Source organism: Curtobacterium sp. YR515 (genome assembly GCF_900113095.1).
Classification (GTDB): Bacteria; Actinomycetota; Actinomycetes; order Actinomycetales; family Microbacteriaceae; genus Curtobacterium.
In genome coordinates this window covers 452,500-478,250 of the sequence record NZ_FOOD01000003.1, presented here as the reverse complement: position 1 = coordinate 478,250, position 25,751 = coordinate 452,500, and the positions used below count along the sequence as shown (strand labels likewise).

Annotated in this window: 21 protein-coding genes; 8 read left to right on the top strand and 13 right to left on the bottom strand. The window is 71.9% G+C overall.

Annotated elements, in window-relative coordinates:
- Positions 1-44: 44 nt before the first annotated feature.
- Positions 45-1,301: a multidrug effflux MFS transporter gene (locus BM028_RS10475; RefSeq protein WP_070419497.1), complete on the bottom strand. Its 1,257-nt coding sequence runs from the start codon at positions 1,299-1,301 to the stop codon at positions 45-47.
- A gap of 271 nt (positions 1,302-1,572) precedes the next feature.
- Here BM028_RS10475 and BM028_RS10470 point away from each other — a divergent pair, with 271 nt between their 5' ends.
- A complete protein-coding gene (locus BM028_RS10470) occupies positions 1,573-2,154 on the top strand; it encodes a TetR/AcrR family transcriptional regulator (RefSeq protein WP_070418395.1) in 582 nt (193 codons plus the stop codon).
- A 19-nt stretch (positions 2,155-2,173) separates the two neighbouring features.
- On the opposite strand, the gene BM028_RS10465 is transcribed toward BM028_RS10470, so the two are convergent.
- From BM028_RS10465 to BM028_RS10435, 7 genes are all read right to left on the bottom strand, one after another.
- Positions 2,174-2,719 (bottom strand): substrate-binding domain-containing protein, encoded by a 546-nt coding sequence (locus BM028_RS10465; protein WP_175496048.1) that lies wholly within the window; start codon positions 2,717-2,719, stop codon positions 2,174-2,176.
- A 10-nt stretch (positions 2,720-2,729) separates the two neighbouring features.
- Positions 2,730-4,118, bottom strand: coding sequence for an MFS transporter (locus BM028_RS10460; protein ID WP_092386387.1), 1,389 nt, complete (start codon positions 4,116-4,118; stop codon positions 2,730-2,732).
- Positions 4,119-4,191: 73 nt separating this feature from the next.
- Complete coding sequence (locus BM028_RS10455) at positions 4,192-5,337, bottom strand: cystathionine gamma-synthase (RefSeq protein ID WP_092386385.1); 1,146 nt, start codon at positions 5,335-5,337, stop codon at positions 4,192-4,194.
- 47 nt (positions 5,338-5,384) lie between these two features.
- A complete protein-coding gene (locus BM028_RS10450; protein WP_092386383.1) occupies positions 5,385-6,749 on the bottom strand; it encodes a cystathionine beta-synthase in 1,365 nt (454 codons plus the stop codon).
- Positions 6,750-6,759: 10 nt separating this feature from the next.
- A complete protein-coding gene (locus tag BM028_RS10445; protein ID WP_070418391.1) occupies positions 6,760-8,193 on the bottom strand; it encodes a mechanosensitive ion channel domain-containing protein in 1,434 nt (477 codons plus the stop codon).
- A complete protein-coding gene (locus BM028_RS10440) occupies positions 8,190-10,415 on the bottom strand; it encodes an adenylate/guanylate cyclase domain-containing protein (RefSeq protein ID WP_092386381.1) in 2,226 nt (741 codons plus the stop codon). The genes BM028_RS10445 and BM028_RS10440 overlap by 4 nt, the downstream gene beginning before the upstream one ends.
- A 226-nt stretch (positions 10,416-10,641) precedes the next feature.
- Positions 10,642-12,528 (bottom strand): ABC transporter ATP-binding protein, encoded by a 1,887-nt coding sequence (locus BM028_RS10435; RefSeq protein WP_254789540.1) that lies wholly within the window; start codon positions 12,526-12,528, stop codon positions 10,642-10,644.
- Positions 12,529-12,620: 92 nt separating this feature from the next.
- Between BM028_RS10435 and BM028_RS10430 the strand changes: the two genes are divergently transcribed.
- Together BM028_RS10430 and BM028_RS10425 are read left to right on the top strand one after the other, a co-directional pair.
- On the top strand, positions 12,621-14,090 hold the full coding sequence (locus BM028_RS10430) for an amino acid permease (protein ID WP_441294443.1): 1,470 nt from the start codon (positions 12,621-12,623) through the stop codon (positions 14,088-14,090).
- A gap of 193 nt (positions 14,091-14,283) precedes the next feature.
- Positions 14,284-15,210: a hypothetical protein gene (locus tag BM028_RS10425; protein ID WP_139219801.1), complete on the top strand. Its 927-nt coding sequence runs from the start codon at positions 14,284-14,286 to the stop codon at positions 15,208-15,210.
- Between the two features lie 151 nt (positions 15,211-15,361).
- On the opposite strand, the gene rplL is transcribed toward BM028_RS10425, so the two are convergent.
- From rplL to BM028_RS10405, 4 genes are all read right to left on the bottom strand, one after another.
- Entirely contained in the window at positions 15,362-15,745 is a 384-nt protein-coding gene (gene rplL, locus BM028_RS10420) for a 50S ribosomal protein L7/L12 (RefSeq protein ID WP_022907351.1), read from the bottom strand.
- 51 nt (positions 15,746-15,796) lie between these two features.
- A complete protein-coding gene (gene rplJ, locus BM028_RS10415) occupies positions 15,797-16,312 on the bottom strand; it encodes a 50S ribosomal protein L10 (protein ID WP_070418388.1) in 516 nt (171 codons plus the stop codon).
- A 269-nt stretch (positions 16,313-16,581) separates the two neighbouring features.
- Positions 16,582-18,150: a sensor histidine kinase gene (locus BM028_RS10410; RefSeq protein ID WP_217647248.1), complete on the bottom strand. Its 1,569-nt coding sequence runs from the start codon at positions 18,148-18,150 to the stop codon at positions 16,582-16,584.
- Between the two features lie 10 nt (positions 18,151-18,160).
- The gene (locus tag BM028_RS10405) at positions 18,161-18,901 is read right to left on the bottom strand and encodes a response regulator transcription factor (RefSeq protein ID WP_031274250.1); all 741 of its coding nucleotides are present in this window, start codon (positions 18,899-18,901) and stop codon (positions 18,161-18,163) included.
- Between the two features lie 105 nt (positions 18,902-19,006).
- Here BM028_RS10405 and BM028_RS10400 point away from each other — a divergent pair, with 105 nt between their 5' ends.
- The 5 genes from BM028_RS10400 to BM028_RS10380 all read left to right on the top strand — a co-directional run bounded on the left by BM028_RS10400 (position 19,007) and on the right by BM028_RS10380 (position 24,604).
- Positions 19,007-20,083, top strand: a complete 1,077-nt coding sequence (locus BM028_RS10400; RefSeq protein WP_139219800.1) for an acyl-CoA dehydrogenase — start codon at positions 19,007-19,009, stop codon at positions 20,081-20,083.
- Positions 20,080-21,438 (top strand): PIG-L family deacetylase, encoded by a 1,359-nt coding sequence (locus BM028_RS10395; RefSeq protein ID WP_254789521.1) that lies wholly within the window; start codon positions 20,080-20,082, stop codon positions 21,436-21,438. The genes BM028_RS10400 and BM028_RS10395 overlap by 4 nt, the downstream gene beginning before the upstream one ends.
- Complete coding sequence (locus tag BM028_RS10390) at positions 21,435-22,163, top strand: glycosyltransferase family 2 protein (RefSeq protein WP_254789518.1); 729 nt, start codon at positions 21,435-21,437, stop codon at positions 22,161-22,163. Before BM028_RS10395 ends, BM028_RS10390 begins: the two co-directional genes overlap by 4 nt.
- 87 nt (positions 22,164-22,250) lie before the next feature.
- Positions 22,251-23,789 (top strand): ABC transporter permease, encoded by a 1,539-nt coding sequence (locus BM028_RS10385; RefSeq protein WP_092386371.1) that lies wholly within the window; start codon positions 22,251-22,253, stop codon positions 23,787-23,789.
- An 83-nt stretch (positions 23,790-23,872) separates the two neighbouring features.
- Positions 23,873-24,604, top strand: a complete 732-nt coding sequence (locus tag BM028_RS10380) for an ABC transporter ATP-binding protein (RefSeq protein ID WP_229087103.1) — start codon at positions 23,873-23,875, stop codon at positions 24,602-24,604.
- Between the two features lie 118 nt (positions 24,605-24,722).
- On the opposite strand, the gene BM028_RS10375 is transcribed toward BM028_RS10380, so the two are convergent.
- Positions 24,723-25,655 (bottom strand): TolB family protein, encoded by a 933-nt coding sequence (locus tag BM028_RS10375; protein ID WP_092386369.1) that lies wholly within the window; start codon positions 25,653-25,655, stop codon positions 24,723-24,725.
- Positions 25,656-25,751 lie beyond the last annotated feature (96 nt).

The window sequence follows — 25,751 nt, the reverse complement described above, 5'->3', positions numbered from 1 at the left end:
GCCGGACGCTCCTGTCCGGCGCGTGCCGTGGCACCGTGCGACGGTCAGTGCGTGAGCGCCGGGACCGTCCTCGGTCGGACGACCGCCCAGAGCAGCACGATCGCGACGGCCGACGTGCACGCCATCACCACTGCCATCGGGGTCGCCGTGGTGATGCCGATCCACCCGACCACGGGCGAGATGATCCCCGCCACGCCGAAGTTCAGCGCGCCGAGGAGCGAGGCGGCGGTGCCGGCCTCCTTGCCGTGGGCGGCGAGTCCGATCACCTGGACGAGCGGGAACGAGAAGCCGCACGCGGCGATGAAGAACCAGAGCGGCACGAGCACCCCGACGAGTCCGGCGCCGAGCTGGTCGAGCACCATGATCGCGACGGCGGCGAGGAACAGGGTCGCGGTCGAGCACGCGAGGATCCACTGCGGTCCGACGCGCTGCGCCAACCGCGCGGAGACCTGCACGCCGACGACGACGCCGACCGAGTTCACCGCGAACAGCAGGCCGTACTGCTGCGCGTCGAGCCCGTACAGGCCCTGGAACAGGAACGGTGACGCGCTGAGGTACGAGAAGAGCCCGCTGAAGACCATCGCCCCGATGAGCGCGACCCCGACGAAGACGCGGTCGGAGAAGAGCGCCCGGTACCGCTGACCGATGGTGGAGTGCCCGGCCTCGTGCCGACGTGCCGGCGGGAGCGTCTCGACGATGAGCAGGACCGCGGCGAGCACGACAGCGGCGCCGTAGCAGGCGAGGAAGACGAAGATCCCGTGCCAGCTCACGAACCGGAGCATCTGCGAGCCGATGAGCGGGGCGAGGATGGGCGCCAGGCCGTTCACCATCGCGAGGCGGGACAGCATCCGCACGAGCGGCTTGCCGCCGAACAGGTCGCGCACCGTCGCCATCGCCACGACGCCACCGGCCGCTGCACCCATGCCCTGCAGGACGCGGAAGAGCGCCAGCACCTCGACGTTCGGCGCCAGTGCGGCTCCGAGTGACGCTGCGACGTGCAGGCTCGTCGCGATGATGAGCGGGAGCCGGCGACCGACCTTGTCGCTCCACGGGCCGACCAGCAGCTGTCCGGCCGCGAAGCCGAGCGTCGTCGCGGTGAGCGTGAGCTGCACCGCCCCGTCGGTGATGCCGAACTCGTCCTTGAGCGACGGGAACGCCGGCAGGTAGAGGTCGATCGTGAACGGTCCGAGCGCGGTGAGGGCGCCCAGGACGAAGACGTAGACGAGTCGCTGCCGGCGGGAGAGCGCGTCTCCCGGGTGCAGGACGACACGGAGCGAACCGGTGGTGGCGGGCGCGGTCACGAGCAGGAGTCCTTCGACGGTGAGGGGTGGGGAGGTGATCGCGGCGTCGATCGAATCGATTCGTCCGCGGAACCATCCTACGGGTCCCCCGAGCACCACCGCAGCAGTCCGGGGCGTTCTCCCGCGTGTTGCCACGGCTCCCGCCCCGCTCGGACGCGGCACATGCGGTACCGTCGGACTGCTCGCCGCCGGTCGACCGCCGGCGGACGTCGTCCCGCCCGTTCCGCCGGAACACCGGCGGGACGGAACCGGATCAGAAGGGGGTGGCGTCATGGTGGATGCCCGCATCCTGCACACGACCGCTGCCCTGCGCGAGGCCATCCTGCGACTGGCCGCCGACCGGCCGGTGTCCGAGATCACGGTCGCCGACGTCACCCGGGCGGCCGGCATCAACCGCGCCACGTTCTACTCGCACGCGGTCTCCCCCGGGTCGTTGCTCGCCGACGTCCTCACACCGGAGCTCGACCGCATCCGCGAGGACGACGCCGAGGTCCGACGCGCGGCGTTCGCCCGGGGTGCCGGCGTCGACGAGTTCGCGACGATCACCCGACGCGGCATCAACGCCGTCGTCGAGCACGTCGTCGCGCACCGCGAGATCTACGGCAAGGCGCTGCCGGACCCGAACGATGCGTCGCTGCACCGTCTCCTCGTGGAGCACTTCACGGTGTCGAGCGAGCAGCACATCCGGACGCTCGAGCGCGAGCACCGGCCGGAACTCCTCGACGACGTCGCCGCGGGGTTCGTGGCGCAGGGCTTCGTCGGCGCGATCGAGGCCTGGCTCGCCGGACCGCGACGGTCGCGGAAGGCACTGGTCGACACGATCGTGCTGTCGTTCCCGTCGTGGTGGCGCTGACCGCCCTGCCCGACGGACGTCAGTCGGTCGTGGGCTTCTCGCCGCGCTGGAGCGACTCGACCACGTCGACGGCCCCGCTGACGAGGTCGGCCTGGTCGTCGCCGGCCGGCACCCGGTAGTCCGCGGAGACGCCGTCGCCACCCGTGCCGCTCGTCGGCAGCGGGTCCCCCAGCGACACCACGACGACACCGGCGTCGTGCGCCGTCTGGATGACCCCGGTCAGCGCCGAGGCGTCGACCGCCCGCACGAGCAACGCCTTCGCGCCCGTGCGCACGAGCTGGTCCACCGCGGTGCGCTGCGCGGCGGCGGACCCGTCGGCCGGTGCGACGCGGACGTCCGGGGCGAAGCCGGCGTCGGTCAGTCCGGCCCGCAGGTCTGCGCCGAGCGTGTCCTGCCCGGGTTCGAGGACCACGCCGATGACCGCGTGCCGGTCGAACCCGCCGTCGGAGCTGGTCAGGTCCGTGCTCTGCACCGGCGTGGGCGCGGCCGACGTCGTGCCCTGGCAGCCGGCCAGGGCGAGGGCCGCACCGATGACGACGGTGGCGGTGACGACGCGGAGGAGCACGACCGCCACGCTACCCGCCCACCGCGACGACGGACGGTGCCGGGACGGGGCCGAGCCGACGGACCGCGGCGACGGCGAGGACCGCGATCAGGGTCATGCCGCCGAACACGAGCGGGAACGACACCGCGGCGTCGGCACCGCCCGTCCCGATGAACAGCAGCCCGGTGACGGCGAGCCCGATCACGCTGCCCGAGGCGTCGGCGATGGTCAGGGCCGAGCTCGCGAACCCGTCGTCGCCCTCGCCGGAGAAGCGCAGCGTCAGCATCGAGGTCCGCGGGTAGATCGCCCCCATGCCCGCGCCGCCGACGAACCACCCGACGACGAGCAGCCACCACGGCAGGCCGAACGTGGCGACCGTCAGCGCCGTGAGCAGGCTGACGAGCACGAGCGCGAGCCCGATCGCGAAGGTCCGGGTCGCGGTGAGCCGTTCCTCGCCCAGGCGTCCGTGCAGCCAGCTCGACCCGGCCCAGCTGAGCGCCGCGACCGTCAGCGCGAGCCCCGCCGCCGAGGCGGACAGGCCGTCCTTCGCCTGCAGCAGGAACGGCACGTACGCCTCGCTGCCGAAGAACGAGGCGGCGACGAGCCCCCGCAGCAGGATCACCGACGGCAGCCCGGGGGCGGCGCGGAAGGTGCCGGCGGGCAGCAGCGGGCGGAGTGCGAACCACGTCCCGACGAGGCCGATGAGCACGGCGGCGACCCGCGCCCACGCGCCGAGGTCCGGGGCGACGTTGAGCAGCAGGATCGCCACCGCGGCGGCGACCGACCAGCCGATCCGGGACCGCTGCCACGCCGGACGGAGCTCGGGTGCGGGTGGGTGCAGCCGGCCGAGGGTCGGGACGAGCAGCGAGAACGCGCCGACCGCGATGACGAGTGCACCCGCGAACACCCAGTGCCAGTTCCAGACGTCGGTGACGATGCCTGCGAGCGCCGGACCGACGAGCGCCGGCACCACCCACGCGGCGGCGAACCCGGCGAACACCGGGCCGTGCAGGTCGGCGGGGAAGATCCGGGCGACGAGGACGTAGAGCACGACGTCGATCGCGCCGGCACCGAAGCCCTCGACGAGCCGGCCGACGAGGAAGACCTCCATCGTCGGGGCCAGCATGACGACGGCGGTGCCGACGGCGAAGAGACCGGCCGACACCCACGCCACGATGCGTCCACCTGCGCGGTCGGTCCAGTTGCCCGCGAGGACCATGCCCGGCACACCGGCCGCCAGGGGTGCGGCGAAGGCCAGCGCGTAGAGGGTCTCGCCGTCGAGGTCGCGGCTGATCTCCGGCATGACGGTGGTCATCGCCAGGTTCTGGAACGCCGCGACCGCGACGATCGCGACCATGCCGACGGTGGCGAGGGCGTACGGTCCGCTGAACAGACTGGTCCTCGTCGCCGCGGTGCTCACCCGATCATCGTAGGGCCGCCCACCGACGCCGGGCGGGCCGCCGAGGTCGTGCCCGCCACCGGCGTCGAGCGGGTCAGCGCGCGAGCGCCTGCTGCAGGTCCGCCACGAGGTCGCCGGCGTCCTCGATGCCGACGGACAGGCGCACGACGTTCTCCGGCACCGCCAGCTCCGTGCCCTTCACCGACGCGTGCGTCATCTCGGACGGGTACCCGATGAGCGACTCGACCCCGCCGAGCGACTCGGCGAGCGCGAACACCTCGGTCGACTCCGCGAAACGGCGCGCCGCCTCGGGCCCACCGCTCAGCGCGACCGAGAGCATGCCCCCGAAGCCGCGCATCTGGCGTGCCGCGACGTCGTGGCCGGGGTGCTCCACGAGCCCCGGGTAGTACACGCGCTCGACACCCGGCGCACCGACGAGTGCCTCGGCCACCGCCTGGGCGTTCCGCGAGTGCCGCTCCATCCGGACCGCGAGGGTCTTGATGCCGCGCGTGGTGAGGAACGCGTCGAACGGCGACGAGATCGCCCCGGCGCCGAACTGCAGGAACTGCACCTTCGCGGCGAGCTCCTCGTCGGCGAGCACCACGGCGCCGCCGACGACGTCGGAGTGGCCGCCGAGGTACTTCGTCGTCGAGTACACGACGACGTCGGCGCCGAGCGACAGCGGCTGCTGCAGGTACGGCGACGCGAAGGTGTTGTCGACGACGACCACGGCACCGGCCGCGTGGCCGATCTCGGCGAGCGCGGCGATGTCGGCGATCTTCATGAGCGGGTTCGTCGGGGTCTCGACCCAGAGGACGGTCTGCGCCGGAGCACCCTCGAGCGCGGCACGGACGCGGTCGGTGTCGCTCATGTCCACGACCACGAGCTCGACGCCCCACGGCACGTGCAACCGGCTGACCAGGCGGTGCGTCCCGCCGTACACGTCGTTGCCCATCACCACGCGGGCACCGGGGACGAGCGTGGCGCGCAGCAGGGCGTCCTCGGCGGCGAGCCCGGACGCGAACGAGTACGCTGCGACGCCGCCGTCGAGGTCCGCCAGGAGGGTCTGCAGCGAGTCGCGCGTCGGGTTGCCGGCGCGGGAGTACTCGTAGCCGTTCCGCATGCCGCCGACACCGTCCTGCACGTACGTCGACGTGAGGTGGATCGGGGGGATGACGGCGCCGGTGGGGCCGTCGGGCTCCTGGCCGGCGTGGACGGCGCGGGTGCTGAACTCGGTCATGCGGGCTTCGTTCCTCGTTGGGTCGGGGGCGTCACGCGGGACGCGGGTCACTCGGACAGGTAGGCGAGCAGGTCGTGGCGGGTCAGCACGGTGACGGGCTTGCCGTCCTCGACGACGAGCAGGGCGTCCGCCGACTCGAGCGCACGGCGCGCCGACGAGACCGACTCGCCGACGCCGATGAGCGGGAGCGGGTCGCCCACGAACCCGGACAGCGCGTCCGTCATCTTCGCGGCGCCGGTGAAGACCTGCTCGAGCAGGTCCTTCTCCGCCACCGCGCCGACGACCTCGCCGATGACGACGGGCGGCTCGGCGCTGAGCACGGGCATCTGCGAGACGCCGTACTTCGTCATGATGTCGACGACCTCGCGCACGGTGTCCGCCGGGTGGGCGTGGACGAGGTCGGGCAGCCGGCCGTCCTTGCCCGCGATGAGCGACCCCACGGTGCGCTCGTCGTCGGTCTCGGCGAAGCCGTAGGAGCGCATCCACCGGTCGTTGAAGATCTTGCCGAGGTAGCCGCGGCCGCCGTCCGGCAGGAGCACCACGACCACGTCGTCCTCGGTGAGGTCGCGGGCGGCGCGGAGCGCGGCGACGACCGCCATGCCGCTCGAGCCACCGACGAGCAGGCCCTCTTCGCGGGCGAGCCGACGGGTCATCGCGAACGAGTCGGCGTCCGACACGGCGATGATCTCGTCGGGGACCCCGGGGTCGTACGCGGTCGGCCAGAAGTCCTCGCCGACGCCCTCGACCAGGTAGGGGCGACCGGTGCCGCCCGAGTAGACGGAGCCCTCGGGGTCGGCACCGACGATGCGGACCCGCCCGTCGGACGCCTCCTTCAGGAAGCGTCCGGTGCCGGAGATCGTGCCGCCGGTGCCCACGCCCGCGACGAAGTGCGTGATGCGCTGCTCGGTGTCGCGCCAGATCTCCGGACCGGTGGTCTCGTAGTGGCTGCGCGGGCCGTTCGGGTTGGCGTACTGGTTCGGCTTGTAGGCGCCGGGGATCTCGCGCACCAGCCGGTCGGACACCGAGTAGTACGACTCCGGGTGCTCGGGCGGGACGGCCGTCGGCGTGACGACGATCTGGGCGCCGTACGCGGTGAGCACGTTCCGCTTGTCCTCGCCGACCTTGTCCGGCAGGACGAACACGCACCGGTAGCCGCGCTGCTGGGCGACGAGCGCGAGGCCGACGCCGGTGTTGCCGGAGGTCGGCTCGACGATGGTGCCGCCGGGGCCCAGGTCGCCGGAGGCCTCGGCCGCGTCGATGATCCTGGTGGCGATCCGGTCCTTCGACGACCCACCGGGGTTGAGGTACTCGACCTTCACGAGGACGGTCGCGCGCACCCCCTCGGTCACCCGGTTGAGCTTGACGAGCGGGGTGTCGCCGACGAGGTCGACCACGGAGTTCGCGTAACGCACGCGGTCGAGTCTAGGCGGCGGACACCGTCTTCCGCTGGGATGCGACGTGGGCGGACACCGCCGCGGAGACCTCCTGCCGGCGGCGGTCGATGACCTCCCCCATGTCCCGGGCGAGCGCCGGCGTGCCGCGCACGATCTGGTCGAGCGCGGTGGCGGGCACGACCAGCACCGCGACCTCGGTGAGCGCGACGGCGGTGGTGAGCAGCGCCTCCCGGGTCAACGCCGTCTGCCCGAGGTAGTCGCCGGTCTCGACGCGGGTCGCCGGCAACTCGGCGTCCTCGAACGGGACGCGCAGGTCGACGCTGCCGGACAGGACGAACCGGACCGCGTCCGGCACCGTGCCGGCCGTGACGATCGTCTCGCCGGCGGCGTACCGCTCGAGCCGGACGAGCGGTGCCAGCGCGGCCCCGTCGTCGCCCGTCAGGTACAGCGTGGGCGCGATCGACGCCAGGGCGGCGTCCCGACGCTCGTCGGTGACGAAGTCGTCGGTCGTGTCGCCGTCGAGGCCGAGCCCTGCGCGCCGGGCCGCGTACCAGAGCCACATCCGGAACTGGGCGAGCGCGTCGCCCTCCTGCGACGGTCCGCGCACCTCGAAGGACACGGTGTACGACGATCCGCCGGTCGGCACCGCCACCGGCTGCGTGCCGGGGTACCGCTGGGGCAGGCCGGACGCGACCCGCTGCAGCAGGGCGACCACCGCTGCCGGAGGGTCGTCCGTCGTGAACGTGACGTCCGTGGCGACCGGGAACGTGCCTCCTGTCCGGCTGAGGTTCGTGAACGACGCCCCCGCCAACGAGGAGTTCGGCATGATGAGGATCCCGGCGCCCGTGTCGATGTGCACCGACCGCCAGTTCACCTCGACCACCCGGCCGCGCACGCCACCAGCGTCGAGCCAGTCCCCCAGCCGGAACGGCTGCTCGAACAGCAGGAACAGCCCGGCGATCACCGGACCGACGGCGGACTGCAGCGCGAGGCCGATGACGAGCGAGCCGACACCGAGCGCGGTGAAGATCCCGCCGACGTCCGCACCCCAGACGATCTTGAACACCAGCGCCAGCCCGAGCGCGATGAGCACGATGCGGGCGATGTCCACGAAGATCGACGGGATCTTCTCGCGCCAGGTGCCCTTCCGGGCGTTCGTGAACAAGACGATGTTCAGCCCGTTCAGGACGAACACGATCACGAGGAACCCGAGCACGGTGCCGATGATCTGGTTCACCACGGGCTTGCCCGGGTCGACCGCGTCGGTGACCTGGACGGACAGGACGAGGATCGCGATGATCGGCACCACGGCGTTCCGCAGCAGTCCGACCACCTTGTGCAGCGAGTTGCCGCGCCGCTCGAGGTTCGACTGCAGCTCGGTCAGGACGAGCAGCAGCAGCGGCAGGCCGACGATGACGCTGATCGCCGGCCAGAACCACGGCTGCTCCCAGAACGCGGTCACGACGCCGCTCCGGTGCGCTCGAGCTTCCAGACCCGCTGCGGGCCGGCCTGCGTCTGCACCTCGCCGGCGTCCTGCACGCCCCCGCGGTCGCCGAGCTTGTCGACCACGCGCTGCGTCGCGTACACACCGGGCGCCGGGGCGATCCCCTGCACCCGGTAGGCCAGGCTGACGGCGTCGCCCCACATGTCGTAGACGATGCTCGAGCGGCCGACGAGCCCGCTCGTGACCTGGCCGGTGTCGATGCCGGCGCGCAGGCCGATCTTCGACCCGTGCTGCGCGTTGAAGCGCTCGAGCACGCCCTGCGCCTCCTCCGCCCAGTCGACGACGCGGCGGACGTTGTCCACGCGCGGCACGCTCAGACCGCAGCTGGCGAGGTACCCGCTCCGGGTCGTGCGCACCCGCTCGACGCCGTGGCGGGTGGCCGCCTCGTCGAGGGAGCGCCAGACGTCGTTGACGAGGGACAGGGACTCCTCGGCGGTGAGGCCGGCGGCGAACTCGTCGAACCCGATGATGTCCGCGTAGACGACGGCGACGTCCTGGTGGTCGGCCGCGATCGTCTCGTCGCCCTGCTTGTAGCGACGGGCGACCTCCTCCGGCATGAGCGTCAGCAGCAGGGTGTCGTTCTGCCGCCGCTGCTCGTCGAGCAGGTCCTGCTTCACCTGCAGGCTGCGGCTCATGTCGTTGAACGCGAGTCCGAGGTCGCCGATCTCGTCGCCGGCCTTCGTCTGCACCTCGACGCCGAGGTCGCCGGACGACACCCGGTTCACCGCCGTCTGCAACCGCCGGATCGGCCGGACGAACACCTGGGCCAGCAGCAGGGACAGCAGGCTGACGAGGACGATGATCCCGACGAGCGCGAGGCCGATGTTCCGGGCGAAGTCGTTCACCGGGGCGAACGCCTCGGCGGTGTCCATCTGCGCGACGACGACCCACCGGAGCCCGTCGACCTCGAGCGGCGCGTACGCCGCGAGCACTTCCTTCCCGCGGTAGTCCGTCGAGATCACGGTGCCGGACTTCCCCTGCAGCGCCCGTGTCACCGGGGTGGTGTTCACCTCCTGCAGGAGCACGGAGCCCTTCACCGCGACCTGGCGGGCCGCCGTCGACGGCGCCGTCCCGGCAGCGACGACGTCGCGCTGGTACTGCTTCGGGTGCTCGATGAGCTGGCGCGGGTACGACCGCATGAGGTGGTCGGCACCGACGAGGTACGACTCCCCGGTGTCCCCGAGGCCGTCGTCCTTCCACTGCTCGTTGCCCGTCATGACCTGCGTGATGAGGTCGACCGGCACCTGGACGGCCATCACCCCGATGATCTTGCCGTCCTCCCCCACCGGCGACATCACCCAGAGCGTCGGGACGTTGAGGCTCGGCACGTACCGCGCGAAGTCCGTCACCACGAAGTCGTCCGAGCTCGTCAGCTGCAGTGCCTGCTGGTACCCGGTCGCGAGGTTCGACTCGCGGTAGGGCCCGCTCTCGAGGTTCGTGCCGAGGTCCGCGCCGGAGTACGCCGAGTACACGACGTCCCCGTCGGTGTTCATGAGCAGGAGGTCCTCGTACCCGGCGGCCTCGACCGCCTGCTTGAAGTACGGCTGGTACTCGGCGTGCGCCGCCGACCACGCACTGCCGTCACCGGCGTCGTCCTGGTCGATGGCCTTGTCGTAGTCGGTGAACGGCGCAGTGTACCGCGCCTGCAGGTAGGCCTGCGGGTCCTCGGTCGGCGCGAACTGGTCCGGGTTGGCGGTGCCGCCGTTGCGGTCGTCGAGCTGCGGGACGAAGGAGTCCCGGTACCAGTCCTCGACCTTCGTGTGGTCGTCGTCGGACACCGGCCGCGACTGCAGGTCGTCCCACCCCGACTCGAACGCCTTCGTCGCGCCGATGACGCTCTCGTTGCGGGTCTGCGCGACGACCGTCTGGGTGAACTGGCCGAACGAGCGCTGCAGTTCGGTGATCCTCGCCTCGCGCAGCGAGGTCACCTGGTTGAACGCCGCGGCCTCGAGCGAGCTCCGGCCGTTCAGGTAGCCGACGACACCCACGACCAGCGCCGCCACGATGCTCACCGCGAGGAGCATCACGAGGAGCTTGGACTGGATGTCGAGGGAGCCGCTCGTGAGGAACGCGCGGAACTTCCCCTTCTTGCGGGGCGCGTCCTCGACGACGCGTGGTGCATCGGGGGCGATCGGGCCCGTCGGCGGGATGGGGTCGGACGTCGGTGGGACAGCTGTCACTTCGGACTCCGCTCAGGGGCACGGTGCGCTTGCGTGTGGTTCCTTCACAGCTACCACACGAGCATCGTTCGTGTCCGTCGGGTCGGCCGGAAACTGCCGTGGTCGCGACCCGGCGACGGACGGGAGGCGCGGTGCGGGCCCGCACCGCGCCTCCCGTCCCGCCTGCGGTGCGCCTGGTGCGCGCTCGGCTGGTGCGCGCTCGCCTGGTGCGCGCTCGCTTCGTGCGTCAGCTGCCGACGGCGTCGGCGGGGGCGTTCTGCTGGTGGTGCAGCATCGCGTAGGTGCCGTCCCGTTCGAGGAGCTCCTCGTGCGTACCCTGCTCGACGATCCGGCCGTGGTCGAGCACGAAGATGACGTCGGCGTCGCGGATCGTCGAGAGCCGGTGCGCGATCGAGATCGTCGTCCGGCCCGCCGCGGCGTTGTCGAGCGCCGTCTGCACGACGCGCTCGGAGATCGAGTCGAGGGCGCTCGTCGCCTCGTCGAGCACGAGTACCGGTGGGTCCTTGAGCAGCACCCGCGCGATCGCGATCCGCTGCTTCTCGCCGCCGGACAGCCGGTAGCCGCGCTCCCCGACGACCGTCTCGTAGCCGTCCGGGAACGAGGCGATCGTCTCGTGGATGTTCGCCGCGCGCGCGGCCTGCTCGATCTCGTCGTCGGTCGCGTCCGGCTTGGCGTAGCGCAGGTTGTCGCCGATGGTGGCGTGGAAGAGGTAGGTCTCCTGGCTGACGATGCCGACGTGGCGCATGAGGTCCTCGTGCGCCAGCTCGCGGACGTCCTGCCCGGCGAACCGGACCGAGCCGGCGGTCGCCTCGTACAGCCGGGGCACGAGGTACGACACGGTCGTCTTCCCCGCACCCGACGGCCCCACGAACGCGGCGAACTGACCGGGCTGGAGCTCGAACGACACCCCGCGGAGGGTCGGCTTGTCCGCCTCGCCGTCCGGGTAGGTGAACGTCACGTCGTCGAAGGCGACGTGCCCCACCCGGGACTCGTCGACGGGCTTCGCCGTGGGTGGGTCCGTGATCGCGGGCTTGAGGTCCAGGTACTCGAAGATGCGGGCGAACAGCGCGCCGGAGGTCTGCAGGTCGAGGACGACCCGGAGCAGACCGACGGTCGGGAACAGCAGCCGGGACTGCACGGTGGTGAAGGCCACGATCGTGCCGGCCGTGATCGGCACGTCGCCGATGATGAGGTACGCGGCGACGACGTAGATGATCGCTGGGATGATCGACAGGAAGATCGACACGATCGCGAAGAACCACTGACCGGACATCTGCTGACGGACCTGCAGGCGGATCTGGTTGCGGTTCTCGTTGCCGTACCGCTGCGTCTCCGCACGCTGCTGGTTGAAGCTCTTCGCGAGCAGGATGCCGGAGACGCTCAGCGCCTCCTGCGTGATCGCGGTCATGTCCGACAGCGACTCCTGCGTCTGCGCGGCGATCTTGGCGCGGACCTGGCCGACCCGTCGCTGCGCGATCACGAGGAGGGGCAGCAGGACGACCGCGACGAGGGTCATCTGCCAGCTGAGGAGCAGCATCGCAACGACGGCGGCGATCACCGTCACCGTGTTGCCGAGGATCGACGAGATCGTGTTGTTGAGCACGCTCGCCACGCCACCGACGTCGTTCTGCAGGCGGGACTGGATGACACCGGTCTTCGTGCGGGTGAAGAACGCGAGCTCCATGCGCTGGAGGTGTCCGAACAACCGCATGCGCATCGCGCCCATGACCTTGTTGCCGACCGTCGCGGTGAGGTACGTCTGCCAGACGCCGATCCCCGCGCTCGCGATCCAGAGCACCACCATGGCACCGACGAGGACGTACAGCACGGGCAGGTCGGGCCCGCCGCCGCCCTTCGGGAAGAGGCCCTCGTCGAACGCTCGCTGGGTGAGGAGCGGCGGGACGACGGAGATCGCGGCGCCGATCAGCACCAGCACGACGGTCAGGATGATCGCGTTCCGGTGCGGCACGAACAGCCCGGCGATGCGCTTGAGGAGGTTCGGGATCTTGGGCGCCTCGGCGTTGGCGGCCTTCTGCGCTTCGAAGTCGCCGCTGGAGATCCGGCCGCCACCGCGACCGCCACCACCGCCGCCGCCGCGCATCCCGCCGTGCATGCTCACGACGCGTCACCCCGATCCATGCTGCAAACCTAGCCCCGGGGTGGGACATCGGGCCGCCGTGGCTCATTTGACCCCGTTCAGGGGGCATGCGACCATTTCCCGTCCCCTTCCCCGCACCACTCGAGGTCCCATTGACGTCCGCGCCCACCCGCCCCACGTCCCTCCGCGCACAGCTCGCCCGACGGAAGCCGATCGAGCAGCTGCAGGCCGAGGCCTCGGCGGGGGTGGACGGCGAGCCGCTCCGGCGGTCGCTCGGGGTCTGGCACCTCACGATGATCAGTGTCGGCGCCACGCTCGGCACCGGCATCCTCGTCGTCCTCGGGACCGCCGTGCCGCTCGCCGGTCCCGCGGTCTGGATCTCCTTCGTCGTCGCCGGTGTCGCCGCCCTCCTCTCGGCACTGTCGTACGCCGAGATGGCGGGTGCCGTGCCGACGTCCGGGTCGAGCTACTCGTACACCTACGCCACCATGGGCGAGGGCATCGCCTGGGTGTGCGGCTGGTGCCTCGTGCTCGAGTACGCCGTCTCCGTGGCCGCCGTCGCGGTCGGCGCGAGCGAGTACGTCGACGAGACCCTGCGGGTGTTCGGGCTGCACCTGCCGACCGCCCTGTCGGCGCCTCCGGGCGAGGGCGGCATGGTCAACCTGCCGGCCGCCGTCCTGGTGCTGCTCGCCACGGCGATCCTGCTCCCGGGTGCGCGCGAGAGCGCCTGGGCGAACACGGTCATGGTCATCGTGAAGATCGCCCTGCTCGTGTTCTTCGTCGTCGTGGCCTTCTCGGCGTTCCGGGCGCAGAACTTCGAGCCGCTCGCACCGATGGGTGCCGCCGGGGTCACCGCGGCCGCGTCCCGGCTGTTCTTCTCGTACATCGGGTTCGACGCCGCGTCGACCGCCGGAGAAGAGGCGAAGAACCCGCGGCGGGACCTCCCCCGCGCGATCATCGGGTCGATCGCGCTCATCACGGCGCTGTACATCCTCGTCGCGATCGCGGCCATCGGCGCCCGCTCGTGGACGTCGTTCTCGTCGACCGAGGCCTCGCTCGTGCGCATCGTCGTCGACGTCACCGGACAGCCGTGGGTCGCCCTGGTGTTCTCGATCGGCGCCGTCATCGCGATCGCGAGCGTCGTGCTCACCGTGCTCTACGGGCAGACCCGCATCCTGCTCACGATGGCCCGCGACGGACTCGTGCCGAAGGTGTTCGGGCGGGTCTCGCACCGCACCGGCACCCCCGTCTGGAACACCCTCATCATCGGGGTCGTCGTGACGATCGTCGCCGCGCTGGTACCGCTCGGGGAGCTCGCGGACGCGACGAGCATCGGCACGCTCGTGGCGTTCGCCCTCGTGAACGTGTCGGTCATCGTGCTCCGTCGGACCCAGCCGTCGCTCGAGCGGTCGTACCGCGTGCCGCTGTTCCCCGTCGTGCCGATCGTCGGCGCGCTCTGCTGCGTGCTGCTCGCGGTGTTCCTCGGCATCGGCACCTGGATCGCCTTCGGCATCTGGATGGTCGCCGGCGCCGCGCTCTACCTGGCCTACGGCCGCCGCCACAGCACGCTGCGCTGACGCGCCCGCCGCCCGCCGACCCGTCTCTTCCGCCGGACTTCACGCGCTCACCGACACTTCACGCGCGCCGCAGCCCGTGAGGTGTCGCTCAGCGCGTGAACTCCTCCGTCCACAGGCGTCGCGGCGGTGGCCGCTCATCCACAGATTGCGGCCGGTCGAGTCCGGGCCGCCGGCGAACGGTCAGCCTGAGCGCATGAACTCGCCAGCACAGCGCCCCCTCCTGCTCCGAGCGACCGCGGCGGACCCGTCGCACGCCCGGCTGCTCCAGCGGCGACATGCGGCCGGGTCACTGGTGCGACTCCTCGCGGGTGTGTACATCTGCACTGCCGACTGGGATCGACTGGACCCGGTCGGCCGCCATCTCGCCAGGGCTCGGGCGGTGGCACCGCGACTGCGTCCGGGATCGGTCTTCTCCCACCTCAGCGCCGCCCTCATCCACGGCTGGCCGCTGATCGGCGATGCACCGGACCGTGTCCACGTCACCGATCGGGCGGCCCCGGTCATCCAGCACCGGGCCGGGCTCATCCGTCACCCGAGCAGCCGAACCCCCTGCACCCGAGCGCGCCCGTTCGACGGCGTCCCGGTCACCTGCACCTTGGACACCGCGTGCGCCGTCATCGCGACGGAGCCGGCGCACGTCGCCGCGGTCGCCGTCGACGCAGCCATCCGAGGCGGCACCCTGGCCCTCGCGGACCTCCGGCAGACGGTGCCAGTGCGCCCGGCCCGAGGTTCAGTGCGCGCCGAGACGGTGCTCGCAGCGCTCCACGTGCGCCACGAGTCGGTCGGCGAGTCCTTCACCGCAATCCGCTTCGTCCAGCTCGGACTCCCACCCTGCGAACCACAGGTGGAGTTCCGCCACGCGGACGGCTCGGTGGATCGAGTCGACTTCTGGTTCCCGTCGCTCGGTGTGGTCGTCGAGTTCGACGGTCGGCAGAAGTACGTGGACCCGACCATGCTCGACGGGCGCGACCCCGCCGACGTGCTCTGGGCGGAGAAGCGGCGGGAGGACCGGCTCCGATCGCTCCCGGCTGTCCGCACGGTCATCCGCGTCACGTGGTGGCACCTCGTCGAACTCGATCGCCTCCGAGCGCTGTTCCGCGCACACGGCGTCCGGGTGTGACGGAGACGATCTCACGCGCTCAGCGACACCTCACGGGCGTCGGGCGGCGTGAAGTGTCGCTCAGCGCGAAAAGGCCCGGCCGCAAGCCCCCCGCACGCGACGAAGGCCGCCGCCCCGAGGGGCAGCGGCCTTCGTGACCGAACGGTCGAGACTACGCGAGCTCGATCGTGGCGCCGGCGGCCTCGAGGGCCTCCTTCGCCTTGTCGGCCGTCTCCTTGTTGACACCCTCGAGGATCTTGGCGTCGGCGGTCTCGACGAGCGCCTTGGCCTCACCGAGGCCGAGCGACGTCAGGCCACGGACCTCCTTGATGACCTGGATCTTCTTGTCACCAGCGGACTTGAGGACGACGTCGAACTCCGACTTCTCCTCAGCGGCCTCGGCCGGGGCGCCGGCGGCGGCCGGAGCGGCAGCGGCGACCGGGGCGGCCGCGGTGACCTCGAAGACCTCTTCGAACTTCTTCACGAAGTCCGAGAGCTCGATGAGCGTGAGCTCCTTGAAGGCCTCGATGAGCTCGTCCTGCGAAAGCTTCGCCATGATTTTCTCCTACTACTAGCTAGATCGTGTGGTTGTGGAACGCGAGCCTGATCAGGCCGCGGACTCCTGCTTCTCGCGAAGGGCGTCCACGGTGCGGACGGCCTGCGAGAGGGGGGCCTGGAACAGGTACGCAGCACCGAACAGCGAGGCCTTGAAGGCGCCGGCGAGCTTGCCAAGCAGGACTTCACGGGACTCGAGGTCGGCGAGCTTGTCCACCTCGGTCGCGGAGAGCGGGTTACCGTCGAAGTAACCACCCTTCACCACGAGCTCGGGGTTCGCCTTGGCGAATGCACGCAGCGACTTCGCGACGGCGACGGTGTCACCGTGGACGAAGGCGAGAGCGGACGGACCGGCGAGCTCGTCGTCGAACGACGAGATGCCGGCGTTGTTCGCCGCGATCTTGGTCAGCGTGTTCTTCACCACGGCGTACGTGGCGTGCTCACGGATCGAGTTGCGGAGCTCCTTGAGCTGCGCGACCGTGAGACCGCGGTACTCGGTGAGCAGAACGGCGTTCGAGCTACGGAAGGACTCCGTGAGCTCGGCGACCGCAGCTTCCTTGTTCGCCATGGTTCTCCTTGGGGTTCTTGCCGGCAGCCCCAGGACTCCACCACATGAAAAAAGCTCCGGCGCAGAGGCTCGGAGCTGCTCCCCCGCGAACGGAAGGAGAGGTTCGGAACACCTGCGCGGGCTGCCTCATGAGTGAGGACCTTCGTTCGCGCTGCGAGCAGCACGACAACCGGCGGTCTTTGGCTTCGAGAACTGTAGCACGGCACGACGGTCGCGACCAACCGTCGGACGGGAGGCGCGGTGCCGGCCCGCACCGCGCCTCCCGTCCGTCAGTCGGTGGCGGACGGGACCGGGGTCGCCGACCAGTCGTCGGACGCGGACGCGGACGACGCAGCAGGCGCAGCGGCCGCTGCCGACGCCCCGCCAGCCGCGGCCGACGCCGCCTCGGTCGCCGGCCGCTCCGACGGCAGGTGCACCGTGAACACGGTGTCCCCCGGCTCGCTCGTCACGTCCACGGACCCGCCGTGCGCCTGCACGACCGCGTCCACGATGGCGAGCCCGAGCCCCGTCGAGCCCGCGGTGCGCGAGCGGGAGCTGTCGGCGCGGGCGAACCGCTCGAACAGTTTCGGCAGGAACTCCGGGTCGATGCCCTGCCCGGTGTCCCGCACGGTCAGGTCCACGCCGGTGCCCGAGGCCGACGGCGCGAGCCCCACGGTGATGCGGGTGCCGTCCGGGGTGTGGGTCCGGGCGTTGGTGACGAGGTTGACGATCACCTGGTGCAGGCGCGCGGCATCGCCCACCACCGTCACCGGGGTCGACGGGACGTCCACCTCGATCGGGTGGTCCGGCGATGCCGCGTGCGCGTCGTTCACCGCGTCGAGCACGAGGCCGGTGAGGTCCACGTCGTCGAACTGGATCTCGCGGCCCTCGTCGAGTCGGGCGAGCAGCAGCAGGTCCTCGACCATGCTCGTCATGCGCTTCGACTCGGACTCGATCCGGCTCATCGCGTACACGACGTCCTTCGGCAGGTCCGCACCCATCCGACGGGTGAGCTCGGCGTACCCGCGCACCGATGCCAGGGGCGTCCGGAGTTCGTGCGACGCGTCGGCGACGAACTGGCGGACCTTCTGCTCGGAGCGCTCGCGGGCCTGCATGGCGCCGGCGATGTGGCCGAGCATCCGGTTGAAGGCGCTGCCGACGCGGCCGACCTCGGTGCGGGGGTCGGTGTCGGGCACGCGGACGTCCTGCAGGGCGTCGCTGCGCTCGAGTGGCATGCGGGCCACGGTCGAGGCGGTCTCGGCGACCCGCTCGAGCGGCCGCAGGGACCGGCGGACGACGACCGCGGCGACGACGGACGCGGCGACGAGCGCTGCCGCGACGACGATGATGACGACGAGCAGCAGCGACCGGACGCTCTCGTACACGGGCGACATCGGGAGTCCGACCACGAGGACGGCGTTGCCGAGCACCGGGTTGTCGACCTGCACGGCGGCCACGCGGTAGCGGCCGAGCGATCCGCCGAGGTCCATCGTGGCCGGGTCGACGCCGACCTTGACGTTGCCCAGTCGGTCGAGCTGCGTCGTCGTGAGCTGCAGCCGCGAGCTGTTGTCGGTCAGGACGATCCCGCCCGCGCCGCCACCGGAGAAGTAGTACGCGGTGAGGGTGCCGGCCGCCTGGCCGAGGGGTTGCAGGGCGTCGTCGTTCGGGCGCTGCCCGTTCGGGTTCTGCTGTCCCTCGCCGAACTTCGTGCTCGCACGGTCGGTCGCCTTCGAGAGCTGGCTGTCGATCGTGCCCGTCTGGATGGACGCGAGCGCGATGATGCTCCCGGCACCGATGACCGCACTGACGGCGACGACGAGCGCAACGATGCTCAGGACGAGCCGACGACGGAGGGTCACTGCACCGACCTCAGGACGTGGGCTTGATGACGTACCCGACGCCGCGCACGGTGTGGATCATCGGGGTCTCGCCCGCGTCGATCTTCTTGCGCAGGTAGGAGATGTAGATCTCGACGACGGAGGACTTGCCCCCGAAGTCGTAGGACCACACGCGGTCGAGGATCTGCGCCTTCGACAGCACGCGGCGCGGGTTGCGCATCAGGAAGCGGAGGAGCTCGAACTCGGTCGCGGTCAGCTCGATCGGCCGCCCGGCGCGGGACACCTCGTACGACTCCTCGTCGAGCACCAGGTCGCCCACGACGATGCGCGAGTCGCCGGCCTCGGAGATCGAGATCTGCGAGCGACGGATGAGCCCGCGGAGCCTCGCCACGACCTCTTCGAGGGAGAAGGGCTTCGTGACGTAGTCGTCGCCGCCCGCGGTGAGACCGGTGACGCGGTCCTCCACGGAGTCCTTGGCGGTGAGGAACAGCACCGGGGTGTCGTCGTTGTTCTGCCGCAGCCGGCTGAGCACCTGCAGACCGTCGAGGTCCGGCATCATCACGTCGAGCACCATCGCGTCCGGCTTCCACTCGCGCGCCGTGCTCAGTGCGTCCTGGCCGCCGTTCGCGCTCTTGACGTCCCAGCCCTCGTAGCGGAGCGCCATGGACAGGAGGTCGGTGAGGCTGGCCTCGTCGTCGACGACGAGGATGCGCAACGGGGTTCCGTCGGCACGCGTGAGGCGCGGGGCTGCTGCAGGCTGGGAGATGGTCACGTCTTCGAGTATCGAGAGTTTCCTATGAGCGGTCTGTGGAGCGCCCCTCGGCGCTCTGTGGATTCCCGAGCAGGCACTCGGCGTCCGCTCCGTACCGTGAGCGCCATGCTCCGATCCTCGGCCTGGCCGGCCTCCGCCCGATCCGTCGACACCGCGCGCATCGAGGAGTCCGCCCGGATCGCAGGCGGTCCCGGGAGGCGCGGCGCGACCCCGGCGGACCGGCTCGCGTTCGCGCGGTCGGTCGCCGCCACGGCCCCGCTGCTGTCCGCGGGGACGGCCGGTGGCTCCTTCGCCGCGCTCGCTGCCGTCGCGGCCGCGGACGTCGCCCTCGCGCGCACGGTCGAGCCGCACCTCGACGCACTCGGCATCCTCGCGCAGGCCGGGGTGGACGCTCCGGAGGGGTCGACGTGGGGCGTGTTCGCCGCCGAGGGCCCGGGGCTGCGGCTCACGGCGACGTCGGGCGGCTCGGGCGGCTCGTTCGCGCTCGACGGTACCAAGCCGTGGTGCTCCCTCGCGTCGAGCCTCTCGAACGCGCTCGTCACCGCGCACGTCGGGGACGACCGGCAGCTGTTCGCGGTGGACCTCCGGCAGGACGGTGTGACGGTGCACGACGAGGCCTGGGCCGCCCGTGGCATGCCGGACGTGCCGAGCGGCCCGGTCGACTTCGCCGGGGTGCACGCGACGCCCGTCGGCGCTCCCGGGTGGTACCTCACGCGTCCGGGGTTCGCCTGGGGCGGGATCGGTGTCGCGGCGTGCTGGTGGGGTGGCGCGGTCGGACTCGCCCGCGTCCTCCGCTCCCTGGTGGTGTCCCGGCCCGAGTCCGAGCTGCTGCAGGCCGCCCTCGGCGCGACGGTCGCCGACCTCGCCGACGCCGAGGACGCCCTCGCCGACGCCGCGGCCCGGATCGACGGCCCGGGCACCGACTCCGGCGCCACGGCCGCCCCGATCTCCGACGACGACTGGTCGCTGCTCGCCCAGGTCGTGCGCTCCCGGGTCCGCCGGGCCGTCGACGCCGTCCGGGAGCGGGTCGTGCGGACGATCGGCCCCGCTCCCCTGACCTCGGACCCGGCGGTCGCCGCGCGCGTCGCCGACCTCGAGCTCTACGTGCTGCAGGACCACGGCGAGCGGGACCTCGCCCGCACCGGCCGCATCGTCGTCGAGCGCGGCGGTGTCGCGTGGTGAGCTTCGACCACCGCGAGCCGGGCACCGACCCCGCCGACTGGACGTCCTTCCTGCGGTCGGTGCCCTCCCTGCCGGTGCGGCTCGACGGGGTCGCCGCGGTCGTGGTCGTCGCGCCGCACCCCGACGACGAGACCCTCGGCGCCGGCGGGCTGATCGCGTCCGCCGCGGACGCTGGTGTCCCCGTGCACGTGCTGCTCGTGAGCCGCGGCGAGGGCTCGCACCCGGACTCGCCGACCACCTCCCCCGAGCGGCTCCGGGCGATCCGGGACGCCGAGTTCCGGGCGGCGCTGGCGGCACTCGCCCCCGTGGCGAGCGCGACGGTCCTGGACGTCCCGGACGGTGGGCTCCGTGAGCACCCGGACGGGCTCCGGGCGGCGCTCACCGAGCGGGTCGGGCCGGTCGACGGTCCCGTGCTCGTCGTCGCGCCGTGGCGTGGGGACGGGCACCGGGACCACCGCATCGCGGGCGAGGTCGCCGCGGACGTCGTCGCGGGCACTCCGGGAGCGGAGCTGCTCGAGTACCCGATCTGGGCGTGGCACTGGGACGACCCGTCCGACCCCGCGGCGCCCTGGGACCGGGCCCGGTCGCTGGCGCTGTCGTCGGCGGTCCTGGACCGGAAGCGCGCCGCACTCGACGCCTACCCCTCGCAGACCCGGCCGCTCTCGCCGGCCCCGGGCGACGAGGCGATCGTCGACGCCCGGCACGCCGCGCACCACCTGCGGCCGACCGAGTGGTTCTTCGCCGTGTCCGCGGTGCAGTCGTCCCGCTCCCGGGAGTCCTTCGACGCCCACTACGAGCGGAAGCCGGAGGGCTGGGACTTCGAGGGCTCCTGGTACGAACGGCGGAAGCGTGCCGTGACCCTGGCGGCGCTCCCTCGCGAGCGGTACCGGTCCGCGCTCGAGCTCGGCTGCGCGACGGGGGTGCTGACGGCCGCGTTGACCGAGCGCGCCGACGCCGTGCTCGGGACCGACATCGCCGCGGCACCACTGGAACGTGCCCGGCTGCGTGCGCCGGCCGCCCGGTTCGTCCAGGCCGAGCTGCCGTCGGAGTGGCCGGACGGTCGATGGGACCTCGTCGTGGTGTCCGAGGTCGGGTACTACCTGTCGCCGGCGGACCTCGACGCCACGATCGACCGGGTGCTCGGTTCCCTCGACGACGACGGTGTCCTCGTCGCCTGTCACTGGCGGCACCCCGACGACGACGCCGTGACCTCGGGTGACGCCGTGGACGCCCGGATCGCCGACCGGTGGCCGCGGTCCGCGCTCGTCCGGCACGTCGAGGAGGACTTCGTCCTGAGCGTCTTCCCCGGTCCGTCGGTGGTCTCCGTCGCGACGACGGAAGGGCTGACCCCGTGACGCTCCCCGCACGCGTCGACGTCGTCGTGCCGGCACACGACGAGGAGGACGGCATCGGCGGCTGCGTCGACGCTCTCGCCGACGCGGTCCGGGTCCTGCGGCGAGCGCACCCCACCGTCGAGGTGTCGGTCGTGGTCGTCCTGGACGGGTGCACGGACCGGACCGCGCTCGTCCTCCGGTCGGCGGCGGCCGCGGACCCGCTCTGGTCCGAGGTCCCCCTCGAGGTCGTCGAGACCGCGCACCTCGGCGTCGGACGAGCACGGGCCGTCGGGACCACCCGTGCCCTCGCGACGGGACCGGAGCCGTCCGCGCGGTGGACGGCCCACACGGACGCCGACTCCCGCGTCGACCCGGGCTGGCTCGTGCAGCAGGTCGAGGCCCACGCCGACGGCGCGCACGTCCTGGTGGGCGCGGTGGTCCCGGACCCGGACGACCTCGACCCCGTGGTCCTCGCCCGGTGGACGCACGCGCACCCGCCGGGGTCGACGCTCGGCCACGTGCACGGTGCGAACCTCGGGCTGCGGGGGGACGTGTGCCTGGCGATCGGCGGCTTCGACCCGGTGCCCGAGCACGAGGACGTCCGGCTCGTCGAGCGTGCACGAGCCCTCGGGTTCGACGTGCGTGCGACGACGGACCTCCCCGTGGTGACGAGCGGCCGGTTCGACGGTCGGACACCGGGCGGCTACGCCGAGCACCTCCGCCGGACGTACGGCGACGCCAGCTGAGGCTTCATCGGAAGTTCTTGGGATCCCGCAGCGCCGCTCATCGACTGCCTCCCTACGGTCTCCTCGACCCCAACACCGAGGAGAACCATGTTCCTGACCTACCTCAGGCGCGAACTCACGAACCGCAAGAAGCAGACCGTCATCATCGCGATCGGCATGGCGCTCGCCATCGCCCTCGTGGTCATCGTGTCCTCGATCGCGGGCGGCGTGAAGGCCGCGCAGGCGAGCGTGCTGCAGTCCGTCTACGGCGTCGGTACCGACATCACCGTGACGAAGACCGAGACCCCGACCGGCTCCGCCACCGGGCGTCCGAGCTTCGACTTCGGCAGCCAGGGCGGCTCCGGCAGCGGCAGTGGTTCGACCGACCTCTCGCAGTCCCGGCTCGCCGTCTCCCGCGGGTCCAGCACGCTCAGCGCGTCGGACGTGCAGACCGTCACGAGCACGAGCGGGGTGAAGGCCGCGACCGGTGTCCTGACCCTCGAGAACAGCACGTTCTCGGGCCAGGTGCAGCAGCAGTCGGACAGCAGCAGCAGCTCGAGCGACAGCAGCGGCACCGGGACCCAGCAGGGTCCGCCGAGCGGCGGCGAGGGCGGCGGCGGCTTCGGCGGCGGATCGTTCAGCGTCGACTCGTTCACCGTCACGGGCATCCCGGTGTCCGGTGACACCGTCGGGCCGCTGACGAGCACCGAGCTCACGAAGGGTCGCGCGTTCACGTCGGCGGACGCGGGCAAGGACGTCGTCGTGCTCGACGCCGCCTACGCGAAGAGCGAGTCGAAGGCCGTCGGCGACACCGTCTCCATCGGCGGGAAGGACTTCTCGGTCATCGGCATCGTGTCGTCCACCGGTTCGTCGTCGACCACCGGTTCGAACACGTACATCCCGCTGGACACCGCGCAGGCCCTGGCGGACCTGGACGGCAAGGTCACCTCGATCTACGTCTCGGCGTCGTCCTCGTCGGACGTCGGCACGATCAAGTCCGCCCTGCAGAAGCAGCTCACCAGCGCCACCGTCTCGACCGAGGCCGACCTCGCGTCGAGCGTCTCCGGCTCGCTGAGCACCGCCTCGAGCCTCGTCTCGAACCTCGGCACCTGGCTGTCGATCGTCGTCCTCGCGGCGGCGTTCCTCATCGCCATCCTCTTCACGATCTCCGGCGTCACCCGACGCACGCGGGAGTTCGGCACCCTCAAGGCGATCGGCTGGTCGAACGGCCGCATCACGCGCCAGGTCGCCGGCGAGTCCCTCGTGCAGGGCATCATCGGCGGCGTGATCGGTGCGGCCGCTGGTCTCATCGGCATCCTCGTCGTGAACGTCATCTCCCCGACGATCTCGGCGAGCGCCTCGTCCACGACGAACCGCGGCGGCATGGGCGGCGGCGGGATGCCCGGCGGCGCGGCGACGGCGGCGGCCGGCAGCGGCACGACCGGTGGCGCTCCGGCCGGTGGGTTCGGCGGCGGCGGTGCGAGCACGGCCTCGACGACCGACGTCGTCCTGCACGCCCCCGTCACCGTCGAGGTGATCCTGCTCGCGATCGGCCTCGCCGTGCTCGGCGGCCTCATCGCCGGCGCACTCGGCGGCTGGCGGGCGAGCCGGCTCCGTCCGGCCGAGGCACTGCGGAGCGTGGCCTGATGCCCGGGCCGACCACCGGTACGACTCCCGTCGTCGCCGACCCCGACAGCACCGCATCGACACCGGAACCGACAGGAGCCCCCGTGACCAGCATCGACACCGCGCCCTCCGCTGCGGAGGCGAGCCGCGCCTCCAGGCCGATCTACGCCCTGAAGAACGTGAGCAAGACGTACAAGCAGAAGAACCGGACCGTCACCGCGCTGACGAACGTCGACCTGACCATCCCGCAGGGGCAGCTCGTCGCGATCCAGGGGCCGACCGGCGGCGGCAAGTCGACCCTGCTGCAGATGCTCGGCGCGCTCGACCGTCCGAGTGCCGGCAGCGTGCTCCTCGGTGACCAGGACGTGGCGAAGCTCGGGGACGGGGCGCTGACGAACCTGCGGGCGACCGAGATCGGGTTCGTCTTCCAGAGCTTCAACCTCATCCCGACGTTGACGGCGCTGGAGAACGTCGAGACCGCGTTCGCCGGGTCCCTCGCGAACCGGTCGCGGTCGGAGATCCGCGACCGTGCGACCGCGGCGCTCCGGGAGGTCGGCCTCGGCGAACGGCTCGACCACCTGCCCGCGGAGCTGTCCGGCGGGCAGCAGCAGCGTGTGGCCATCGCGCGGGCGCTGGTCAAGAACCCGAGCGTGCTGCTGGCGGACGAGCCGACCGGTGCGCTCGACGAGGCGACCCGTGACGAGATCATGGGGCTCATCGAGAAGCAGTGGAAGGAGCGCGGGCTCACCGTGGTCATCGTCACGCACGACTCGTGGGTGGCGAAGCGGGCCGAGCGCCGCCTGCACATCAAGCAGGGTCAGGTGCGCGAGGTGTAGGCGGGGCCGTCCGCCGGGGCCGCCGGGGCCGCTGCTCCGCCGGTGTTTCGCGCTGAGCGACAGTTCACGGGCCACCGAGCGCGTGAACTGTCGCTCAGCGCGTGAACTCGCGGCGCCCCTACGCCGCCGGGTAGTCGCAGTACGCGAACCAGCGCGAGTCCGGCGACCACGGCGGCACGTTCACGGTCCCCTGCCCGCCCTCGAGCGTGACGAGGGTCTCCGGCTGGACGGCGATCCGGGCACCGCGCACGAGCGAGCCGGGCAGGAGCCGGAGCTCCACGCGGTGGTCAGCGGGGTGGCCCTGCACGCCGGGCTCGTACGACAGGTAGAGCAGGTGGGCACCGTCCGGCGAGACGTGCGGGAACCAGTTCACCCGGTCGTCGTTCGTGATCCGGACCGGGTCGGTCGCCCCGGGCCAGAGGGCGACGAGCTGCGCAGTGCCCGGCGTGAACCGCTCCGAGTTCCACACGAGCATCTCGCCCGCGAACGAGACGCCGTCGTCGGGGTGCTCGTCGCGGGTCAGGAACGTCGGGTCCCCGGTGGCCGGGTCGACGAGGGCGACGTCGGTGGTCCAGACGCCCTCCTCGGTGCGCTCCCCGACGATCGCCGCGAGGGTCTCGCCGTCGGGCGCGATGCCGTGCAGGTAGAACTTCCGGACGACCGGCAGCGCGGTGGTGACGTCGGTGAGGGTCGCCGCCGCTCCCCCGGCGGGCACGGGCACCCGGTACAGGTCCCCGTCGCGGGCGCTCACCACGACGGAGTTGCCCGAGGGGTCGAGCACGTGGTCGTTGTTGATCTCGGGGACGCCGGGCATCGGGACGCGCACGAGGGCGGTCTCGTCGAGCACGGCGTCGCCGTCGGCAGGGGGCCGCAGCAGCCAGAGGTCGCCGTCCCCGTTCAGCACGAGGGTGCCGTCGGGCAGCACGTTCGGCGCCTCGACGAGCACCGAGCTCGACTCGAACACGAGCCGGCTCGTCCGGCTCTCGACGTCGTACACGTGCACCCGGCTGGTCTGTCCCGGCAGCAGTTGCCGCCCGCGTGGCTCGCTCATGGTCCCATCCTGTCCGGATTCCGTCCGCCGAGTCTCGCCCCGGCGGACACCTTCGTGGCCTCGCGGACGCGAAAGCGTCCGCCCGGCCGAGTCTCG